Origin of the sequence: Streptomyces sp. NPDC001941 (assembly GCF_040296945.1) — a bacterium.
Classification (GTDB): domain Bacteria; phylum Actinomycetota; class Actinomycetes; order Streptomycetales; family Streptomycetaceae; genus Streptomyces.
On the sequence record NZ_JBEOYE010000008.1, the window covers coordinates 1 to 17,609 of the forward strand.

At 71.5% G+C, this 17,609-nt stretch carries 19 protein-coding genes; 8 read left to right on the plus strand and 11 right to left on the minus strand.

The window, feature by feature from the left end:
- Positions 1–158 precede the first annotated feature (158 nt).
- A complete protein-coding gene (locus ABT160_RS09115) occupies positions 159–1,397 on the minus strand; it encodes an acyltransferase family protein (protein ID WP_351645486.1) in 1,239 nt (412 codons plus the stop codon).
- 53 nt (positions 1,398–1,450) lie between these two features.
- Complete coding sequence (locus ABT160_RS09120; protein WP_351645489.1) at positions 1,451–1,996, minus strand: hypothetical protein; 546 nt, start codon at positions 1,994–1,996, stop codon at positions 1,451–1,453.
- A 205-nt stretch (positions 1,997–2,201) separates the two neighbouring features.
- On the opposite strand from ABT160_RS09120, the gene ABT160_RS09125 reads away from it, so the two are divergent.
- Entirely contained in the window at positions 2,202–2,996 is a 795-nt protein-coding gene (locus ABT160_RS09125) for an ArsR/SmtB family transcription factor (RefSeq protein ID WP_351645490.1), read from the plus strand.
- 21 nt (positions 2,997–3,017) lie between these two features.
- On the opposite strand, the gene ABT160_RS09130 is transcribed toward ABT160_RS09125, so the two are convergent.
- The 3 genes from ABT160_RS09130 to ABT160_RS09140 all read right to left on the minus strand — a co-directional run bounded on the left by ABT160_RS09130 (position 3,018) and on the right by ABT160_RS09140 (position 5,237).
- Positions 3,018–3,572, minus strand: a complete 555-nt coding sequence (locus tag ABT160_RS09130; RefSeq protein ID WP_351645493.1) for a GNAT family N-acetyltransferase — start codon at positions 3,570–3,572, stop codon at positions 3,018–3,020.
- A gap of 250 nt (positions 3,573–3,822) precedes the next feature.
- Positions 3,823–4,041 (minus strand): ferredoxin, encoded by a 219-nt coding sequence (locus ABT160_RS09135; RefSeq protein WP_351645494.1) that lies wholly within the window; start codon positions 4,039–4,041, stop codon positions 3,823–3,825.
- Between the two features lie 5 nt (positions 4,042–4,046).
- Positions 4,047–5,237 carry a cytochrome P450 gene (locus tag ABT160_RS09140; protein ID WP_351645496.1) on the minus strand — a complete coding sequence of 397 codons (1,191 nt, stop codon included), beginning with the start codon at positions 5,235–5,237 and terminating at the stop codon, positions 4,047–4,049.
- Positions 5,238–5,349: 112 nt separating this feature from the next.
- Here ABT160_RS09140 and ABT160_RS09145 point away from each other — a divergent pair, with 112 nt between their 5' ends.
- Positions 5,350–6,075: a TetR/AcrR family transcriptional regulator gene (locus tag ABT160_RS09145; protein WP_351645499.1), complete on the plus strand. Its 726-nt coding sequence runs from the start codon at positions 5,350–5,352 to the stop codon at positions 6,073–6,075.
- Positions 6,076–6,229: 154 nt separating this feature from the next.
- Entirely contained in the window at positions 6,230–6,697 is a 468-nt protein-coding gene (locus tag ABT160_RS09150; protein WP_351645501.1) for an ANTAR domain-containing protein, read from the plus strand.
- A 251-nt stretch (positions 6,698–6,948) separates the two neighbouring features.
- Here the strand turns inward: ABT160_RS09150 and ABT160_RS09155 are convergent, their stop codons facing one another.
- A complete protein-coding gene (locus ABT160_RS09155; protein ID WP_351645503.1) occupies positions 6,949–7,347 on the minus strand; it encodes a response regulator in 399 nt (132 codons plus the stop codon).
- Positions 7,348–7,662: 315 nt separating this feature from the next.
- Between ABT160_RS09155 and ABT160_RS09160 the strand changes: the two genes are divergently transcribed.
- Both ABT160_RS09160 and ABT160_RS09165 read left to right on the plus strand, forming a co-directional pair.
- The gene (locus tag ABT160_RS09160; RefSeq protein ID WP_351645505.1) at positions 7,663–8,748 is read left to right on the plus strand and encodes a ThiF family adenylyltransferase; all 1,086 of its coding nucleotides are present in this window, start codon (positions 7,663–7,665) and stop codon (positions 8,746–8,748) included.
- Positions 8,745–9,350, plus strand: a complete 606-nt coding sequence (locus tag ABT160_RS09165) for a GNAT family N-acetyltransferase (RefSeq protein ID WP_351645508.1) — start codon at positions 8,745–8,747, stop codon at positions 9,348–9,350. The genes ABT160_RS09160 and ABT160_RS09165 overlap by 4 nt, the downstream gene beginning before the upstream one ends.
- A 121-nt stretch (positions 9,351–9,471) precedes the next feature.
- Here the strand turns inward: ABT160_RS09165 and ABT160_RS09170 are convergent, their stop codons facing one another.
- The gene (locus ABT160_RS09170; RefSeq protein ID WP_351645510.1) at positions 9,472–10,038 is read right to left on the minus strand and encodes a hypothetical protein; all 567 of its coding nucleotides are present in this window, start codon (positions 10,036–10,038) and stop codon (positions 9,472–9,474) included.
- Between the two features lie 287 nt (positions 10,039–10,325).
- Between ABT160_RS09170 and ABT160_RS09175 the strand changes: the two genes are divergently transcribed.
- Positions 10,326–10,448, plus strand: coding sequence for a hypothetical protein (locus ABT160_RS09175; RefSeq protein WP_351645513.1), 123 nt, complete (start codon positions 10,326–10,328; stop codon positions 10,446–10,448).
- Between the two features lie 113 nt (positions 10,449–10,561).
- Here the strand turns inward: ABT160_RS09175 and ABT160_RS09180 are convergent, their stop codons facing one another.
- Entirely contained in the window at positions 10,562–10,981 is a 420-nt protein-coding gene (locus tag ABT160_RS09180) for a Fur family transcriptional regulator (protein WP_351645516.1), read from the minus strand.
- A gap of 701 nt (positions 10,982–11,682) precedes the next feature.
- On the opposite strand from ABT160_RS09180, the gene katG reads away from it, so the two are divergent.
- Together katG and ABT160_RS09190 are read left to right on the plus strand one after the other, a co-directional pair.
- Positions 11,683–13,902 carry a catalase/peroxidase HPI gene (gene katG / locus ABT160_RS09185; protein WP_351645518.1) on the plus strand — a complete coding sequence of 740 codons (2,220 nt, stop codon included), beginning with the start codon at positions 11,683–11,685 and terminating at the stop codon, positions 13,900–13,902.
- 215 nt (positions 13,903–14,117) lie between these two features.
- Positions 14,118–14,753: a GNAT family N-acetyltransferase gene (locus tag ABT160_RS09190; RefSeq protein ID WP_351645521.1), complete on the plus strand. Its 636-nt coding sequence runs from the start codon at positions 14,118–14,120 to the stop codon at positions 14,751–14,753.
- 8 nt (positions 14,754–14,761) lie between these two features.
- Here the strand turns inward: ABT160_RS09190 and ABT160_RS09195 are convergent, their stop codons facing one another.
- The 3 genes from ABT160_RS09195 to ABT160_RS09205 all read right to left on the minus strand — a co-directional run bounded on the left by ABT160_RS09195 (position 14,762) and on the right by ABT160_RS09205 (position 17,563).
- Complete coding sequence (locus ABT160_RS09195) at positions 14,762–15,655, minus strand: aminoglycoside phosphotransferase family protein (RefSeq protein WP_351645524.1); 894 nt, start codon at positions 15,653–15,655, stop codon at positions 14,762–14,764.
- A 195-nt stretch (positions 15,656–15,850) separates the two neighbouring features.
- Complete coding sequence (locus ABT160_RS09200) at positions 15,851–16,513, minus strand: hypothetical protein (RefSeq protein ID WP_351645527.1); 663 nt, start codon at positions 16,511–16,513, stop codon at positions 15,851–15,853.
- 84 nt (positions 16,514–16,597) lie between these two features.
- Complete coding sequence (locus ABT160_RS09205) at positions 16,598–17,563, minus strand: NAD(P)H-dependent flavin oxidoreductase (protein ID WP_351645530.1); 966 nt, start codon at positions 17,561–17,563, stop codon at positions 16,598–16,600.
- Between the last annotated feature and the right edge of the window lie 46 nt (positions 17,564–17,609).

Below are 17,609 nucleotides of genomic sequence, written 5' to 3' on the forward strand. Positions count from 1 at the left end.
GACAGCAGAGCTCAAACGGCTCCGGTGAGAGCAGTGCTCACCTGCTGGCGGCTACGGACCGTAGTCTCCCTCACGGCCCGACGAGTCCCATTAGGTGAGCAGCTCTGAGGGGCGTCCAGCCCTGACGGACGCGGAGCCGCGACCGGACGGATCCCCCTTCATCCGCCGGTGAGCCGCTCCACGTCCACCACTCCCTGTCCCGGCCGCGGCCGGGGGATCCCCGACCAGACCCCCGCCGCGGCCACGACGGCGGCCACGAGCACCACCAGGCCCGTCCGTCCGCGCGCCCACCGGGCCCGGTACCGGACCGGGTCCTCGATCAGCGCCTTGGTGACCCACGCCGCCACCAGCGACGCCCCGACGACCAGGGCGGTGCGCGCCCAGCCACCGCCCAGCAGGTCCGCGGGCACCAGCAGGAACACCGGCCAGTGCCACAGGTAGAGCCCGTACGAGACCTCCCCCAGGCTCCGCGGGACCGCGCTGCCCGCCAGCCGCCCAGGCCGACCGTCCGGGTGGCCCGCGAGCAGGGCGACCAGCAGCGCCGAGACCGCCGAGTGCGCGAACAGGCCTCCCTGGAACAGGCCCGGCGCGTTCTGCCCCGGGGTGAGCGCCCAGGCGGCCACGATCCCGCACAGCAGCACCGCGGACACTCCGTCCGCCACGGCACACGGCACGCGCGCGAGGAGCGCGCGGACCGGACGGGTCGCGACCAGCGCGCCGAGGAGCAGGGCGAACGCCCGGGTGTCCGTCCCCTCGTACGCGCGCGTGGTGTCGATGGCGTTCGCGTGCACGGCCATCAGCCCCAGTGAGGCCAGTGCCCCCGCCGCCGCGAGTAGTGCCACGCGCGCGTGTCCCGCCCGGCCCCGGCCCGCCGCCAGCACCGCCAGGGGCCAGACGAGGTAGAACTGCCACTCCACGCCGATGCTCCACAGGTGGGCGAACAGACGGGTCTCAGAGGCGTTCCAGTAGCCGATCCGTTCGGCGACGAAGTGCCAGTTGACCGCCTGTGCCGCCACCCAGGGCGCGTCCTGGAGCGCGAAGCCCAGCACCGAGGACGTGGCGAACGCCCAGGCGAGGAGCAGGGTGGCTACGCCCACGAGGGCGAGCGCGGGGAGCAGGCGCCGGGCTCGGCGCGCCCAGAACGCGCCGAGCGCGATCCCTCCCGTACGGCCGATCTCGCCGAGGAGCAGGCTGGTGATGAGGAAGCCGGAGAGTACGAAGAACAGGTCGACCCCGAGGAACCCTCCGGGCAGGTGTCCCGCGTGGAAGAGGAGCACGGCCAGGACCGCCAAGCCCCGCAACCCGTCGAGGGGCGCAATGTGAGCCTGGCGGGCGTTCTCCTTGCGGTGCGGACGGCCTCTGCGGATGGCGGGCACGGGTGTGACAGATACGGGCATGACGGTCCTGGGGCGGGAGCGGGGGGCGGGTGGGGCGGAGTGCGGTGGCCCGCTCAGGAGCAGCCGAGCTTTCCGTACCGGTCGTCGCCCGTCCACGCGCCGGTCGCCCAGGACTTGGCGTCCGCCGGGGTGAACTTCAGCTGCTTGCCGAGCTTTTCGGTGAACCAGGCGGCGAAGGCGGCCGAGCCCTGCTGACAGGAGTGGATGCCGTCGGAGGAGCGCTGCGCCTTGTCGCCTTCGACGACGGTGCCGCCGCCGTCGGACGCCGCGTTCTTGAACTCCACGCCGCCGGCCTTCAGCGCGGCTTCGAGGGGTGGAGCCTCGGCGCCGGCGATGGAGTCTCCGAGCCACAGCACCTTCTTGCCGGTCTTGACCGGCTGCTCTGTTCCGCCCTGGGCCGTGGTGGGGCCGGTGGACGCGGTGCCGGTGGCACAGCCCGAGACGACGACGACTGCGGTCGTGGCGGTCACGGCGAGGAGGACGGCGAACGCGGGGTAGCGACGGGGACGGGTGCCGTGCGGGGCCCGGCGCCACAGCGAGGAGTGCCGCGCGGCCGGGTGCTTCGCCGTGGGGTGCTGCGGGGTGAGGTGCTCGTTCATGCCTCCAGGCAAACAGCCGTCCGGGGCGGATCGGGGGCCTCTCATGGAGCGGTCACACAACGGAGGGCAGCCAGTCACGGGTTTGTCAGGGACCAGGAAAGAGAGTGCTCGTCCAGCTTCTGCCGCCGTCCGTTTGACATGCAGCCGATCGGCTGCCAATCATGGAAAGGCAGCCATTCAGCTGCGTGACTGGGAGTGACGCATCGTGGACGACGTGTTCAAGGCGCTGGCCGACCCGAGCCGCAGACGGCTGCTCGACCGGCTGCGCGCCCGCGACGGACAGACCCTGCAGGAACTGTGTGCCGGCCTGGACATGGCCCGGCAGTCCGTCAGCAAGCACCTGGCCGTCCTGGAACGCGCCCAGCTGGTGACCGCGGTGCGGCGGGGGCGGGAGAAGCTGCACTACCTCAACGCCGCTCCGATCGACGCGATCACGGAGCGCTGGATCAGCCGGTTCGACCGTGCGCGGGTGGACGCCCTCGCCGACCTCAAGAGAGCCCTGGAGCAACCCCCCATGGACAGCAGCACGTTCGTCTACACGACCTACATCCGCACGACTGCCGAGCAGCTGTGGCGGGCCCTGACAGACCCCGCCTTCACGCGCCGGTACTGGGGCGTGGAGTTCGGCACCGACTGGGCGCCCGGCTCCCCCATGGCCTGGAACGAGTCCGGGGCGACCACCGAGGACCCGGAACAGGTGGTGCTGGTCTTCGAGCCGCACAGCCGCCTCTCGTACACCTGGCACACCTTCAGCACGCAGTGGGCGGAGGCCAACGGGGTCGATGAGGGCACGCGCGCCAAGCTCGCCACCGAGGGGCGCTCGCGCGTCACCTTCGACCTCGAAGCCCTCGGCGAGCAGGTGAAGCTGACGGTGACGCACGAGTTCGACCCCGACGGCGTACTGCACTCGATGTGCAGCCAGGGCTGGCCGGCCATCCTGTCCAGCCTGAAGACCCTCCTGGAGACCGGAGAGGCGCTCGCGGATCCGCAGCGGCGTTAGAGGGTCGCGGACGGCGCCGCGTCAGCCCGAGGACCGGGCGGCGCGGCGCAGCCTGCTGCGGGCGGGGTCCTGCACGGGGTGGGCAGCGCCACGCGAACCCTGCTGGACGCTGCGGCGCACGAACAGGGTCACGGTGACGCCTTCGGTGAAGCCGTTGCGGCGCATCATCGCGGCGGACGCCTCGTTGCTGCCCTCGACGTCGGTGATGATGCGCGAGGCGCCTGCGGCGAACAGGGCGTCACAACAGTGCTCCACCAGCCCGCTGGCCACGCCGCGCCCACGGGCACGCTCCTCCAGCGCGATCCACTCCAGGTAGCCCCAGTCCTCGCGTTCGTCGTACGAGAGCGAGCCGAGGACGAAGCCGAGCAGCCCCTCGTCGTCGACGGCGACCCAGCAGGCGTCGGGCTGCGCGTCGAAGTGCGCGGCCACGCTGGACAGGGACCACGAGGTGTACGGCATGGCGTTCACGTCGAAGGCTCGGTGGCCCAGGTCCAGGACGTCGGCCAGGTGGGTCAGCTGGAGCGGGACGATCTTCGCTTCGCCCGCCGGGTGATTCGTGTGCGTGGGGTGGCTCATGGGGCCAATCCTGACATCCCGGCCACAGCGGGGCAGACCGGCGGGTCCCAGGGGCCTCTGTGGTGGCGGTGGCGACCGTGCGGCAGTGACGACCGCACGCCGCGCCGGGAGGGCGCAGGCGGCCTTCCAGGGAGCTTCCCGGACTGCCGCCCGCACTCATAGGGCCCGGGCGGGCGATGCGGCTCCCCGCGTCGGGCCCCCGGGGCCGGTTCCCACGTCCGGCCCTTGCGCCGCTCCCGGACGGTGGGCGTCAGTCGGGGCGCGGGCCGATCACCCGGGAGCCCTCGTGGACCGTGATCGCCTGCGCGGGACAGACGTCGGCGGCCTCCAGGACCCGGTCGTCGGGCGCGGTCTCGCTGACCCGGGTGCGCGCGTGCTCGTCACCGAGCACGAACACCTCGGGCGCCAGGGCGGCGCACATACCGGAGGCCATGCAGAGGTTCTGGTCGACCCTGACTTCCCACGCCATGGCCCTCACCAGCCGATCGGCATGACGCGCGGGCCGCGCACCAGCATCTCGGACTTCCAGGTGATGTCGCCCGCGAGGTGCAGGCGGGGGAAGCGGGCGACCAGGGCCGCCATGGCCTCCTGGAGCTCCAGCCGGGCGAGGGGCGCGCCGAGGCAGTGGTGCACGCCGTGGCCGAAGCCGAGGTGCTGGTTGCCGTCGCGGGCCACGTCCAGCTTGCCGGGGCTGGTGAAGCGCAGGGCGTCGTGGTTGGCGGCGCCGATGGCGACCAGGACCGGTTCGCCCGCGCGGACCAGGGTGCCGCCGACCTCGACGTCCTCGGTGGCGTAACGCGGCTGGCTGGCGCCGTTGCCGAGCGGTACGAACCGCAACAGTTCCTCGATGGCGCCGGGCATCAGCGCGGGGTTCTCGCGGAGCAGTGCCAGCTGTTCGGGGTGGTCGAGGAGGGTGAGCGTGAAGTTGGGAATCTGCGAGGCGGTGGTCTCGTGCCCGGCTACCAGGATGCCGACGCACAGGTCGACCAATTCCAGCTCACTGAGTCGGTCGCCCTCGTCGCGCGCCTCGATGAGACCGGTCATCAGGTCGTCGCGGGGGTCGCTCCGGTGCTCCTCGATCAGGCCCCGCATGTACGCGCGCAGTTCCTCGCGGTTCTGCTCGAACTCGGCGGCCGTGAGTGAACTGGTGGACAGCGCGGCGTCGCTCCACGCGCGGAAGAGCGGCCGGTCCTCGACCGGTACGCCGAGCAGTTGGCAGATGACCGCCACGGGCAGCGGGAGGGCGTAGACGTCCACCAGGTCGGCGAGCGGGCCGGCTGCCTCCATGTCGTCGAGCAACTGCGCGCACAGCTCCTTGACCTGCGGGCGGAGCTTCTCGACCTGCCGTACGGTGAACGCCTTGGCGACCAGGGAGCGCAGCCGGGTGTGATCCGGCGGGTCCATGCTGAGGATCCCGGCGTCGCGACGGCCCTCGGACTGGCGGGGCTCGTCGTGGACGAGGCCCGCCGCACGGCTGAACCGTGCGTCGCCCAGGACGAGTCGGGCGTCCGCGTAGCGGGTCGCGAGCCAGGCGGGCTCGCCGTAAGGCATCTGTACGCGTAACAGCCCCGGCTGGTCGCGCACGCGGTCGTACTCGTCGGCGAGGGCGAGGCCCTCCTCCGTGTTGAAGGGATAGGCAAGTGCGGTGGTGTCTGCTGTCGTCACCAGGGCCTCCCGGTTGTAAGCACGTGCTTACAACGCTAGGAGGGTCACCACGGAGCGTCAACACGGCATTACAGCCGTTATCCTGACGGGCCGCTCTGAGAGGACCGAGAGCATGGCCGCATCCCACGCCGCCCCGTCCCCAGCACCGTCGTCCCCAGCACCTTCGACCGGAGCGCACGCCCCTGACGGCACACGGGGAGCCGGTGCGCAGCCCGCCGCGGGAACGACAGGTTCCGGCCATTCCGGCGCCGAGGGCCCCCCTCCGGCCACCGAACGGCGGCGCGACTCGGCCGCCACCCGCCGCAGACTGCTCGAAGCCGCCCACGACCTGTTCGCCGAACGCGGTTACGAGGGCACGAAAGTGCGGGACATAGCCGAGCGGGCGGGCGCCAACCAGGCCCTGCTCTTCCGCTACTTCGGCTCCAAGCAGGCCCTCCTCGCCGAGGTCGTCGCCCAGGGCGGCCTGGAGCAGGTGCGCGAGACGCCGCCCGCCGAGCTCTTCGAGACGACCCTGCGGTCCATGCTCACCAACAGTGCCGCGGGTTCGCACGACCGCTCCCTGGAGGTGTACTTGCGCTCGGTGGGACGCGGCGAGGAGGAGACCGCCGCCCTGCGCGAGGTGGGCGCGCAGTACCAGCGCGCCCTCGCGTCCCTGTCGGACGCGCCGGACAGTGCCCTGCGCGCCGACCTGGCGATGGCCTGGCTGCTGGGCATCGGGATCATGCGCACGGTCGTCGGTCGTGAACCGCTGGCCGGCGCGGACCCGGAGACCGTGGGACGCCTGGTCCTGGACACCTTGCAACACCTGTGGCGGGCGGCGCCCGAGGAGCAGGAGTAGTACGCCGGCAGTACGCCGCGGTCCACCCGGGACAAGGGTGTGACGAACCTCCAACGTGGAGAGTCGAGGTTCGGGGGCAGACGAACCAAGAGAGGCCGTCCGGGTACGGAACAGCCCGAGCCGACGGTCCACACGAGGGAGGAGTTGGACGACCATGGACGAGCAGCAGTACACCGCCGGGACGTACTCGCACTGCTCCCCCGAGCCTCACCAGGCGTACCACCGCAACGGAACGGCCGACGCGCACGCGGTCCAGGCGCTCGCCCTGGAGGCCCTGCGCGCGGAGGTGGAGCAACTGCGCCACGCCCTGGAGGGCCGCCCTGGCATCGAGTTGGCACAGGGCATGGTGATGGCCATGGTGCCGTGCTCGGCGGAGACCGCCTGGTGGACCCTGGTCCGTGTGTCGCAGCGTACGAACGTGAAGCTGCGCGTCGTCGCCGAGCAGATCGTCGCGAGTGTCGACGGGTCGCGGCCGCAGGCGGACGTCGGCAAGGCCCTGAAGCGGGCGATCGCCGAGGTGCGGGCGGGCACGCTGAGATCGCGGAGTACGCAGCACCCCGGCAGAGGGGGCGATGTGACAGCGCGCGACCCGGGGACCGACGAGGACGGTACCGGGCCCTGAGGCATCGGTCCTGAGGTATCGCGGGACGGGAGCCGGATCGGGTCGGGGTCCTGGCGGATGGGGAAGACGGCGCCGGGGGCTGATGTCACAACCGGGCCGGCGCCTACGCCCCTTCGTACGCAAGGCGCGCAGCCACCCCCTACCCCCCGTCCGCCAGCACAATCCCCCGTCAAGGTGAGGGAGTCACGCCGCACGGGGGTGGCCGCCGCCCCGCACAGCGGCACCGGCTTCTCCAGTGGCCGTACGGCCCGTCAGTGCGCGAGGTCCGGATCGCAGCTCGCCCGGCGCCGTCCGATGGCGGCGAGCGCCCGGGCGAGCTCCGCGTGGTCCCCCTTGCGCACGGCGTGCACGGCCCCCTCTTCCAGGACCGCCCGCAGCCGTTCGTCGTGCAACTGGGTGTCGTACGCGTGCCAGATCACCGCGCTCGGCGGGTGCAGCGCGCGTACCTCGTGGAAGAGGTGGCGTGCGGAGTCCCGCAGGGCGGGCGCGGTGTCGATGAGGGTGATGTCCGGAAGCAGCACGCGCGCGCGGGCCAGCGCGAGGTCCGGATCCGGGGCGTGCGAGATCATCCGGAAGTGCGGGCCCCGCTCGACCCAGCCGCGCAGCACCGCCGCCGGGGCGTCGTCGGCGACCACCAGAACCGTCATCATGTCCCCAGCCTGCGCGGACAGCGCCCCGCGCGCGAACGGACGCCACAGGTTTCGCCGCGGACGGACAGCTCCTGTGGTCCGTACGGACAGCACCGGCGCATCCGCCGACCGGGTGTCACACATGAATTCGAGCGGGCACCGGGAGAGTGCGAAGCGCTTTCCAAGATCGCCACGTTGCTAACTTCTCGCGCTGTGATCCCATCCCCACCGACACCCCCGTCCCCTGCGTCCCCCGCATCCCCTGCGTCGCACGGACCCGCGTCACCGACATCCACCGCCGACCCTTCGGGCACTTCGGACGAATCGTTTCGCCCGGTGCTGCTGCGCCCCTCGGTGCCCGCCGAGGACGCGGCACTGGCGGCGCTGCTCGACTCCGGAGCCGTACGCGAAGTGCACGACCGGCTCGACGAGCAGCTCGAGGAACTGGTGCGCTGCACGCACCCCTCCCGGAGCTTCACTCCGCAGGCCCTCTCCGAGGCCGTCGAGCGGGTGTGCGGCAGCCTGCCGCTCCAGTCGTACGGCACCTGGGTCTGGTACCCGTGGTCGGCGCGACTGGTCCGCGTGCTGCCCCGCGAGGAGTTCCGCCGGGTCCGTACCGATCGCAACCGGGACAAGATCACCCGGGCCGAGCAGGAGCACCTGCTGACCCGGCGGATCGGCGTGATCGGACTGTCGGTGGGCAACAGCGCGGCACTGACCTGCGCCATGGAAGGCCTCGCAGGATCGTTCCGGCTGGCCGACCACGACCGCCTGGGGCTGTCCAACCTCAACCGGCTGCGTGCGGGAGTGCACGAGCTGGGCGTCGACAAGACGGTGCTGTGCGCCCGCCAGCTGTACGAACTCGATCCATACCTCGACGTCGAGATCCACCCCGGAGGCCTGACCGAGGAGTCGGCGGACGCCTTCTTCGGCGGCGAGGACGGTCTCGACCTGCTGGTCGAGGAGTGCGATACCCCGTGGGCCAAGGTCGCGGCCCGTGAGTACGCCCGACGGTTGGGCGTTCCGGTCCTGATGGACGCCAACGACCGGGGGCTGCTCGACGTGGAGCGCTTCGACCTCGAACCGGACCGGCCGCTGTTCCACGGCCGCGCGGGAGACGTCACGTCCGACGAGGTCCGCGATCTCGACCGCGCGGGCCTGGTCGACTTCCTGGTGCGCGTGGTCGACGAGAACGGCCTGAGCCCCGCCATGCGGAACGCGCTGGACCAGCTGGGCCGCACCCTGTCGAGCTGGCCGCAGCTCGCCAGCGGCGTCGCTCTCGGGGGTGCCCTGGTCGCCGACACCGCGCGGCGCGTCCTGCTCGGACAGCGAGTCGACTCCGGGCGCTACTACGTCGACCTGGAAGCCCTCGTGGCACCCGACCGCGCAGTACGTACCGCAGAGGTCGGGGCCGCGCTGTGAGCCACGTGCCGGAGCTGTGCGGCGAACGGGTGCGCGTACGAGAGCTGCGCGCCAGGGACCACCAGGTCTACGAACGCCTCTTCACCCACTCCATGCTGACCCAGTACCTGGGCGTGGACCGCATGGACCCGCGCCGGGCCCAGGACGCCTTCGCGCAGTGCCTGGCCCAGCCGCACATCCAGCCGCGCCGGAAGTACACCTTCGCCGTGTGCGCCGCGGACGACGACACCATGGCGGGCACGATCGGCCTGCTGGTCGAGGACTACGGCAGCAACGCCATGCTGACCGGCCTGGTGATGCTGCCCGACGCGCCCGCGCTGGGCGGCGGGTTCGAGGCCGGACGGCTGGTGATGGCGTACGCGTTCGGGCCGCTCGGCCTGCATCGCGTCTGGGCCGGACACCGCGCCGACCACACCCGGATGCGCGGCGTGATGCTGGCGGCGGGCCTCAAACCCGAGGCCACCCTTCGCCATCTGTTCCACACCCAGGAGGCCTGGCACGACGTCACGACGTACAGCGCGCTGGCGCCCGAGTGGACCCCTCAGGCGGGCGTGGCCGAACAAGCGGTCCTGAACGCCCACAAGGCCCTTCAGACGGCCTGACGCCCGCCGCGCGCCCTCGGGGCGGCCAGGGACGCGCACGGCGATCCCGTACGGCTCCTGCGCCTGCCCCCTCCCGGTACACCCGCCCGGACGAGCGGGCCGTTCCACCGGCTTCACCCGGCTAGGGAATGCGGAAGGACTCTATCTTCGACAGGAGGTCCGACCTCTCCTCCGCCAGTTGGTCCCTCGTCCTGTCCTCTCCTCGACGGGCATGACCACCCCGCGCCACGGCCCCGGAGTTCTCCTCGTACTGGGCGCTGAAGATCTCCGCCTTCGCGTACTCCTCGAACGCCTCCTTGGCGAATCCGCACGCCTCGCCCGCCCTTTTCCTGAGGTCCGCGTCACGGCACCTCAAGTAGCAGTCGGCGGATACCAGTGCGAACGCCAGGGCGTACTTCCGCGTCTGCGCGATCTTCGGCGCGCTGAAGGCGTTGATCGTGAACGAGCCGAACACTCCCCCGCCGGCCGCGGCCAGGTAGAGGTCGGCCGCTCTGCGGTACTGGGAAGCGGCGCACTCCAGGTCGGACTCCTGGTGGGTGTACCCGACGAGGCGGCCGTGGGCCTCCTGGACCTCTGTCTCGGCGATCCGCTCCACGACGGGGAACTCCTGGCCCAGGAGATTGACGATCGCCTTCCCGTTGGAATGCAGGGTCCTCAGCTCCCTGAGGACGAGTCGAATGTCGTGCATGAATCCCGCTACCCCGCTTCCCCGGTCCCCGAATTTCCTCGCACCCCCGAATTCGCTTCCGCCGCCCAGCTTCCCCGCCGAGGCATTGCCGTGGAGGCTTTCCCGCGGAAAGTGCTCCCTTCCTACCCCGGACACCGGGATCCGAGACAGCCAAGTCCGCGTATTTACCCTGGCAGTTGGCAGGAGCAGCGGTACGCCGATCGACGTAGCCGGAACCGGAACCCCCGCTCCCTGTCACGCCATCCGCAGCACCGTGGTCCGCTCACCGAGGGACGTATCCTGCCGTCATGGACGACGACGCCGGCTCGTGGCCACAGGGCCGCAACCCGCACCGCCGCAGGATCGGCCCGCTGGGGTGGGCCCTGTTGGTGTTGCTCGTAGTGGCGCTGTTCACGCTGGCGCCGATGTAGGGGCAGCGACGAAAATCGCTGACCTACGACAGGGCGGGGCGACCCGGTGGGCTGATACCGGGCGCCCGCACAGTGACCGCCAGTAAGCCCGAGGGCTGTTCTCGACCGGGGAGTCAGGCCTTCGCCACGCACTCCGGGCACAGCCCGCGGTACGTGACCTCGGCGGACGCCACCGCGAAGCCGTACCGCTCCATCGCCGGCAGGTCCGCCAGCGGGTCGCCCGCCGGGTGGACGTCGCGGATCGTGCCGCAGCCGGAGCACACCAGGTGCTGGTGTGGACGGTGCGCGTTCGGGTCGTACCGCTTGGCCCGGCCGTCGGCGGACACCTCGACCACCTCGCCGAGCGAGACGAGCTCGCCCAGCGTGTTGTAGACGGTCGCCCGGGAGATCTCGGGCAGCAGGAGCGCCGCGCGGGCGTGCACCTCGTCAGCGGTGAGGTGCACGTGGTCGCCGTCGAGGACCTCGGCGACCACGCGCCGCTGGCTCGTCACTCGCCAGCCGCGCCCTCGCAGTCGCTGCAGCAGGTCACTCATGTCGGTTCACCTATTCAGGCTCGGAGTGCCGAAAGTTTACCGGCAGCTGTTCGACTTGCGATTCAATACGCTTCAGGTCTGGTTCTTGACCTGGACACAGTCCATCGTAGGATCTGTGTCCAGACAAGGCCAGGGCAGCAGGCCAGGCCGCAGGACAGTCCGGTACGGCAGGAGACGAACGACAGATGACGGGACGACCGCGGACGAGCCGCCCGGAGGCGGCCTGCGGATGACCAACACCGCCATCGCGTTCCCGACGGCTGTGCGGGACGGCGACGAACTCGGCTGCGGGGCGCCCCACTTCGGCGTGCCCCACCGCTCCGGTCGCGCCCCGTCACCGTCCGTACGCCCGACCCCGCCGACCACGGGCACCAGACCCGGGGCCCGCCGTGCGAAGTCCCCCCGGACGGAGCACGATGGGCCGGGGGCGTCCCACACCTGACTTCCGCACGTCACCGCCCCTCCCACCAGCTCCCCGGGACGGCGGCAGCACCACGAGCACGACCCACAGCGGTACGGCGAACGGCGAGCAGTACGGCACGCGGCGAGCCGCACGGCAATCAGCAGGACAGCAGTCAGCAGTACAGAGCGTCACAAGGCACCACTCAGCACACCGAGCACGTCGAACACACGAAGTACGCAGTACTGAGCAATGTACGCAGTACTGAGCAATGTGATCCGCCCCGTCCGGAAGGATTCCGATGTCCGAGAACCACGACGCCATCGTCACCGACCCCAAGCCCGAGGAGGGCTCCGGCGGCTGCCCCGTCGCCCACGGGCGCGCCGCCCACCCGACGCAGGGCGGCGGCAACCGCCAGTGGTGGCCGGACCGGCTGAACCTGAAGATCCTCGCCAAGAACCCCGCGGTGGCCAACCCGCTGGGCGAGGACTTCGACTACGCGGCGGCGTTCCAGGCGCTCGACCTCGCGGCCGTGAAGCAGGACATCGCCGAGGTGCTCACCACCTCGCAGGACTGGTGGCCCGCCGACTTCGGCAACTACGGCCCGCTGATGATCCGCATGGCCTGGCACAGCGCCGGCACCTACCGCATCAGCGACGGCCGCGGCGGCGCCGGCGCCGGCCAGCAGCGCTTCGCGCCGCTGAACAGCTGGCCCGACAACGCCAGCCTCGACAAGGCCCGCCGTCTGCTGTGGCCGGTCAAGAAGAAGTACGGACAGTCGCTGTCCTGGGCGGACCTGCTCGTCCTCACGGGCAACGTCGCCCTGGAGACCATGGGCTTCGAGACCTTCGGCTTCGCCGGCGGTCGCGAGGACGTGTGGGAGCCCGAGGAGGACGTGTACTGGGGCCCCGAGACCGAGTGGCTCGGCGACAAGCGCTACACGGGTGACCGCAACCTGGAGAACCCCCTCGGCGCGGTCCAGATGGGTCTGATCTACGTCAACCCCGAGGGCCCCAACGGCAACCCCGACCCGATCGCCGCCGCGCGCGACATCCGCGAGACGTTCCGCCGCATGGCGATGAACGACGAGGAGACGGTGGCCCTCATCGCCGGTGGCCACACCTTCGGCAAGACCCACGGCGCCGGCCCGGCGGACAACGTCGGCCCGGACCCCGAGGCCGCGCCGCTGGAGCAGATGGGCCTGGGCTGGCAGAGCACCTACGGCACGGGTGTCGGCAAGGACGCCATCACCTCCGGCCTCGAGGTCACCTGGACCGAGACGCCGACCCAGTGGGGCAACGGCTTCTTCAAGAACCTCTTCGAGTACGAGTACGAGCTCGGCAAGAGCCCGGCGGGTGCCCACCAGTGGGTCGCCAAGGACGCCCCGGAGATCATCCCGGACGCCTTCGACGCCGAGAAGAAGCACCGCCCGACGATGCTCACCACGGACCTGTCGCTGCGCTTCGACCCGATCTACGAGCCGATCTCGCGCCGCTTCTACGAGAACCCGGCGGAGTTCGCCGACGCCTTCGCGCGCGCCTGGTACAAGCTCACGCACCGCGACATGGGCCCGGTCGCCCGCTACCTCGGCCCGGAGGTCCCCTCCGAGGTGCTGCTGTGGCAGGACCCGCTGCCGGAGCGCACGGGTGAGGTCATCGACGCGGCGGACGTCGCCGCGCTCAAGGAGCAGGTCCTCGGCTCCGGCCTGTCGGTCTCGCAGCTGGTCTCCGCCGCCTGGGCCTCGGCGTCCTCCTTCCGCGGCAGCGACAAGCGCGGCGGTGCCAACGGCGCGCGTGTCCGCCTGGAGCCGCAGCGCAACTGGGAGGTCAACAACCCGGACGAGCTCGCCCAGGTGCTGCGCGCCCTGGAGGGCGTCCAGGAGTCCTTCAACGCCAAGGGCGGCAAGCAGGTCTCCCTGGCCGACCTGATCGTCCTGGCGGGCACCGCGGCCGTCGAGAAGGCCGCCAAGGACGGCGGCGTGGACGTGGAGGTCGCCTTCACGCCGGGTCGTGTGGACGCCGCGCAGGAGCAGACGGACGTCGAGTCCTTCGACGCCCTGGAGCCCGCCGCCGACGGCTTCCGCAACTACCTGGGCAAGGGCAACCGGCTGCCCGCCGAGTACCTGCTGATCGACAAGGCGAACCTGCTCTCCCTGAGCGCCCCCGAGCTGACCGTCCTCGTCGGCGGCCTGCGCGTCCTCGGCGCCAACCAGGGCGGCTCGAAGCACGGTGTCCTCACCGAGCGTCCGGGCACGCTGACGAACGACTTCTTCGTCAACCTGCTCGACCTCGGCACCCAGTGGAAGTCGACCTCCTCGGCGCAGGACGAGTTCGAGGCCCGCGAGGCGAGCGGCGCCGTCAAGTGGACCGGCACGCGCGCCGACCTGGTGTTCGGCTCGAACTCCGAGCTGCGCGCGGTGGCCGAGGTCTACGCGAGCAACGACGCGAAGGAGAAGTTCGTGAAGGACTTCGCCGCCGCGTGGACGAAGGTCATGGACCTGGACCGGTTCGACCTGGTCTGAGGCTTGTGGGCCGAGGCCTGAGGCCTTGGCATCGGAGGGACATGAGGGCCTGCCTCTGAGGCCCTCATGCCCTCTGAGATGATCGCCGGGAGTGCCCGGGTCCGCCGTGCGACGGCGGGCCCGGGCACTTCCGTCTGTGGGTGCCGCACACGGCGAACGTACCGGGAACCGGTCGTATCCAGGCGGCTGAAGAACCGTCTTCTGGGGGATGCACGATGTCTTTCGACCTGCACGCACCACAGTTGGAGGGCGCGCGCGTACGGCTGGAGCCGCTGGGGCGTCGTCATGTGGCCGACCTGACGCTGGCGGTGCGGGACGACCGCACGACGTACGGCTTCACCACGGTGCCCGAAGAGGGGCGGGTCGAGGAGTTCGTCGACGGCCACCTGGCGCGCGCGTCGGACGGTCTGGTGCTGCCGTACGCACAGGTGGAGCGGGTGAGTGGCAGGGCGGTGGGCATCACGACGTACTGCACGCCGCGCCTACGCCCCGATGGGGTGGTGCTGGCCGCCGTCGAGATCGGGTACACCTGGCTCGCTCCCTCCGCGCAGGGCACGGGTCTGAACACCGAGGCCAAGTACCTGCTGTTCCGCAACGCATTCGAGGAATGGGGCGTCGCTCGCGTGGACCTGCGGACCGATGCCCGCAACGCTCGCTCGCGGGCCGCGATCGAGAAGGTGGGCGCACGTTTCGAGGGCGTCCTGCGCAGTTCCTCCCCGTCGCGCGTCGCGGGCGAGGAGGGGCTGATGCGTGACTCGGCGGTGTTCTCGGTGATCGCGGCGGAGTGGCCCGAGTGTCGTGCGGCGCTGGAGCGGCGGCTCGGTGGAGGCGTAGGGGTGGGGAAGCCGTGAGTCGAGGGTCAGAGGTCGCCGTCCTCGAGGACTGACGTGATGACGTGGCGGGCGTTCGCCGCCATCGAAGGGTTGGTCTTCCGGTAGTACGGGAGCGCGATCAGGGCCTGTGACAGCGTCCGGCCCCGGCCTCGGCGCCAGGTCGCCTCGTCCACGTCGATCGCGTTCCTGAAGGCCGTGCGCCCCTCGGGGGGCAGCAGATTCCAAGCCGGGAACAGGTCGCAGGCCGGGTCGCCCGTTCCCGTACAACCGAAGTCGATGACCGAGGCGAGCCGCCCGTCCCCGTCGACCAGCAGGTTGCCGGGCATGAGGTCCGCGTGCAGCCACACCGGCGGACCGCCCCAGGCGGGGGCCCGCAGCGCGTCCTCCCACACCTCCGTCACGGCGTCGCAGTCGACGCCTTCCTCGGGGATGTCCCGCAGCAGTTCGATCGCCTCGCGGGTCTCCTCGTCCTGAGCGCTGAGCGGGCCGCCACGGTGGGCCGTTGGCGCGCCGGACAGTGAGATGCCGCGCATGGCCGTCACGAAGGCCGCGAGGTCCCCGGCGAGGAGCTCGGGTTCGGCCACCGCTCCGGCTTCCGGGTTGGCGCCCTCCTGCCAGCGGTACACGGACCACGGCCAGGGATAGCCCTCGGCGGGCTCGCCCTCACCGGCCGCCTCGGGGATCGCCGTGGGCAGCAGGGGTGCCAGCCGCGGGAGCCACTCGCGCTCCAGCCGCACGTCTTCCGCTCCACCCCGCGTCAAGGGCAGCCGTACGACGAGGTCGTCACCGAGGCGGTACATCGCGTTGACCGTGCCGCCGGAGGGGAACCTGCGCACCGGCAGCCCGGCCCACCGGGGAAAGCGTCCGGCCACCAGCCGTCGTACGAGGGCGTCGTCGATCGGGTGAGCGCCGGGGTGCATCTGCCGCGTGGGCTCCGTGTCCTGTGCGCGCTCTGTGTCCTGTGTGTGCTGCGAGTGTTGCGTGCTCATGGGACGTCATCCGACCGCCGGGGTGGCCGGAGGTCAAACGGGTTTCGTACGAGGCGGGACGGACTGGGGTGCTGGTCGGTGCGGGGCCGCGTCACGTTGCCGCTACGCGGCTCGCTTGCTGCCCGCTCACTTGCCTCCGCGGCGGCGGAACAGGCCACGGCGCGCGGGCTGGTCGCTGTCGGCGCCCTCGCCGGGATTCGTGGTGGGGACGAAGGACGGCAGTGCCTTGAAGTCTTCGCCCAGGGCAGCCGTCGGGACGAGCCGGTCGAGGGTGCGGCGGACCGTGGTCAGCGGGTGGTCGGGGAACTTCTCGTCCCACTCCGCCAGGTCGCCGACGTGGTACGGCAGGCCGCCGTGCACCGCGGCGGCGTACGGGTGCGGCTGGAAGTACTCCGTCGGGCCGACCTCGGCGAGGACCGTGGCCTCGCGCGCGCCGGTCGTGCCACTCTCGGCGGCCTGAACCTTGATCACGATGCTGCACGACGCCTTGGGCACGATCACCGAGCCGACGAAGACCAGCCCGTGACCCTGGGGGTGCGGGACCTTGACGATCTGGCGCACGGCGGGGACGCCGTCGACCGTCTCCGGGCCCGCCTCGATGAGCCCCGCGCCGGCCGCGGCGGTGGAGATCGCAAGCTCGGCGCGGAGCGTGTCCAGGTCGTCCAGGGCGGCCGGGAGGTCCGGCACGAGGTCGAAGGAGTGGAGCGACAGGACCTGGCCCTGCTCGTCGGTCCAGACCCCAGCATCGTGCTGGGTGAATCCGGCGAGGTCCATGCTGGTGAGCGTCATGGGACCAAGCGTATGCAGCGGCACTGACAAACGAGGTCCTGGGGGCCTGTTGCGTGCTCCCGTGGGCGGGCGGATGTGAAGGGATCAGCGGTTCCGCAGAGCGTGGGTCAGTGCGGACTCGGCCTGTTCCGCGAGGACGGGCACCAGGTCGGACGCGGAGGGCAGATCGTCGATGAGGTCCACGCCCTCCCCGGCCCAGACGGGGACCGGCGGCAGCTCGCCGCTGGCCACTCCGTCTGCGTACGCGCGCAGAGCGTCGGCGTCCGCGGCCAGCTCGGCTTCCCGGCCGCGCCAGCGGTCGAGGTACGGGTGGCCGAGCGTGCGGGCGGTGTAGTGCGCGGGCCAGGCGGACCCGCGGGCCACGTCGAGGAGGTTGCCGCGCTCGGTGTCCTGTCCGTGCCCGTCGACCAACGCGCGCGTGACGACCGGGGCGGCCAGGGACTCGGCCGTGGCCTGGAAGCGAGTGCCGACGAGCGCACCCGCAGCGCCCAGGGCCAGTGCGGCGGCCACACCGCGCCCGTCACCGATACCGCCTGCCGCGAGGACGGGGACGGGGCCCGCGAGGTCGGCCACCAGGGGGACGAACGGCAGTGTGGAGCGGCCCTGCCGGGCTCCGTGTCCGCCGCTTTCGGTGCCCTGCGCCACGATGACGTCGGCCCCGAGGTCGACGGCCCGACGCGCCTCTTCGAGGTCGGTGACCTGGAGGATCAGGGATGCCCCTGACTCCCGTACGCGCGCGGTGAAGGCACTTGGATCGCCGAAGGAGAACATCACGGCGACGGGCTGGTGCTCCAGGGCCAGTTCCACGGTTCCGAGGTCGACGGACCAGCTGATGAAGCCGATGCCCCAGGACGCTCCGGCGGTCGCGGCTGCGAGGGCGGCCTCGCGTGCCACCCACTCGCGGTCGCCCAGGCCGCCGCCCACCAGGCCGAGGCCTCCTCCACGACTGACGGCGGCGGCAAGCGCACCGCCCGCCGAGCCGCCCATGGGCGCGGAGGCGATGGGGTGCTGGACGGCGAACATCTCGGTGAAGGCTGTGGAGAGGGTCATAGGGACAGTGTTGCGGCAGCTGACCCGACGGGTCCGGTGGTCCGGC

Coding starts and splice junctions, on each gene's coding strand:
- ABT160_RS09115 (WP_351645486.1), bottom strand. CDS start 1,397: ATGCCCGTATCTGTCACACCCGTGCCCGCCATCCGCAGAGGCCGTCCG.
- ABT160_RS09120 (WP_351645489.1), bottom strand. CDS start 1,996: ATGAACGAGCACCTCACCCCGCAGCACCCCACGGCGAAGCACCCGGCC.
- ABT160_RS09130 (WP_351645493.1), bottom strand. CDS start 3,572: ATGAGCCACCCCACGCACACGAATCACCCGGCGGGCGAAGCGAAGATC.
- ABT160_RS09135 (WP_351645494.1), bottom strand. CDS start 4,041: ATGGCGTGGGAAGTCAGGGTCGACCAGAACCTCTGCATGGCCTCCGGT.
- ABT160_RS09145 (WP_351645499.1), top strand. CDS start 5,350: ATGGCCGCATCCCACGCCGCCCCGTCCCCAGCACCGTCGTCCCCAGCA.
- ABT160_RS09150 (WP_351645501.1), top strand. CDS start 6,230: ATGGACGAGCAGCAGTACACCGCCGGGACGTACTCGCACTGCTCCCCC.
- ABT160_RS09155 (WP_351645503.1), bottom strand. CDS start 7,347: ATGATGACGGTTCTGGTGGTCGCCGACGACGCCCCGGCGGCGGTGCTG.
- ABT160_RS09170 (WP_351645510.1), bottom strand. CDS start 10,038: ATGCACGACATTCGACTCGTCCTCAGGGAGCTGAGGACCCTGCATTCC.
- ABT160_RS09175 (WP_351645513.1), top strand. CDS start 10,326: ATGGACGACGACGCCGGCTCGTGGCCACAGGGCCGCAACCCGCACCGC.
- ABT160_RS09180 (WP_351645516.1), bottom strand. CDS start 10,981: ATGAGTGACCTGCTGCAGCGACTGCGAGGGCGCGGCTGGCGAGTGACG.
- katG (WP_351645518.1), top strand. CDS start 11,683: ATGTCCGAGAACCACGACGCCATCGTCACCGACCCCAAGCCCGAGGAG.
- ABT160_RS09190 (WP_351645521.1), top strand. CDS start 14,118: ATGTCTTTCGACCTGCACGCACCACAGTTGGAGGGCGCGCGCGTACGG.
- ABT160_RS09195 (WP_351645524.1), bottom strand. CDS start 15,655: ATGCACCCCGGCGCTCACCCGATCGACGACGCCCTCGTACGACGGCTG.
- ABT160_RS09200 (WP_351645527.1), bottom strand. CDS start 16,513: ATGACGCTCACCAGCATGGACCTCGCCGGATTCACCCAGCACGATGCT.
- ABT160_RS09205 (WP_351645530.1), bottom strand. CDS start 17,563: ATGACCCTCTCCACAGCCTTCACCGAGATGTTCGCCGTCCAGCACCCC.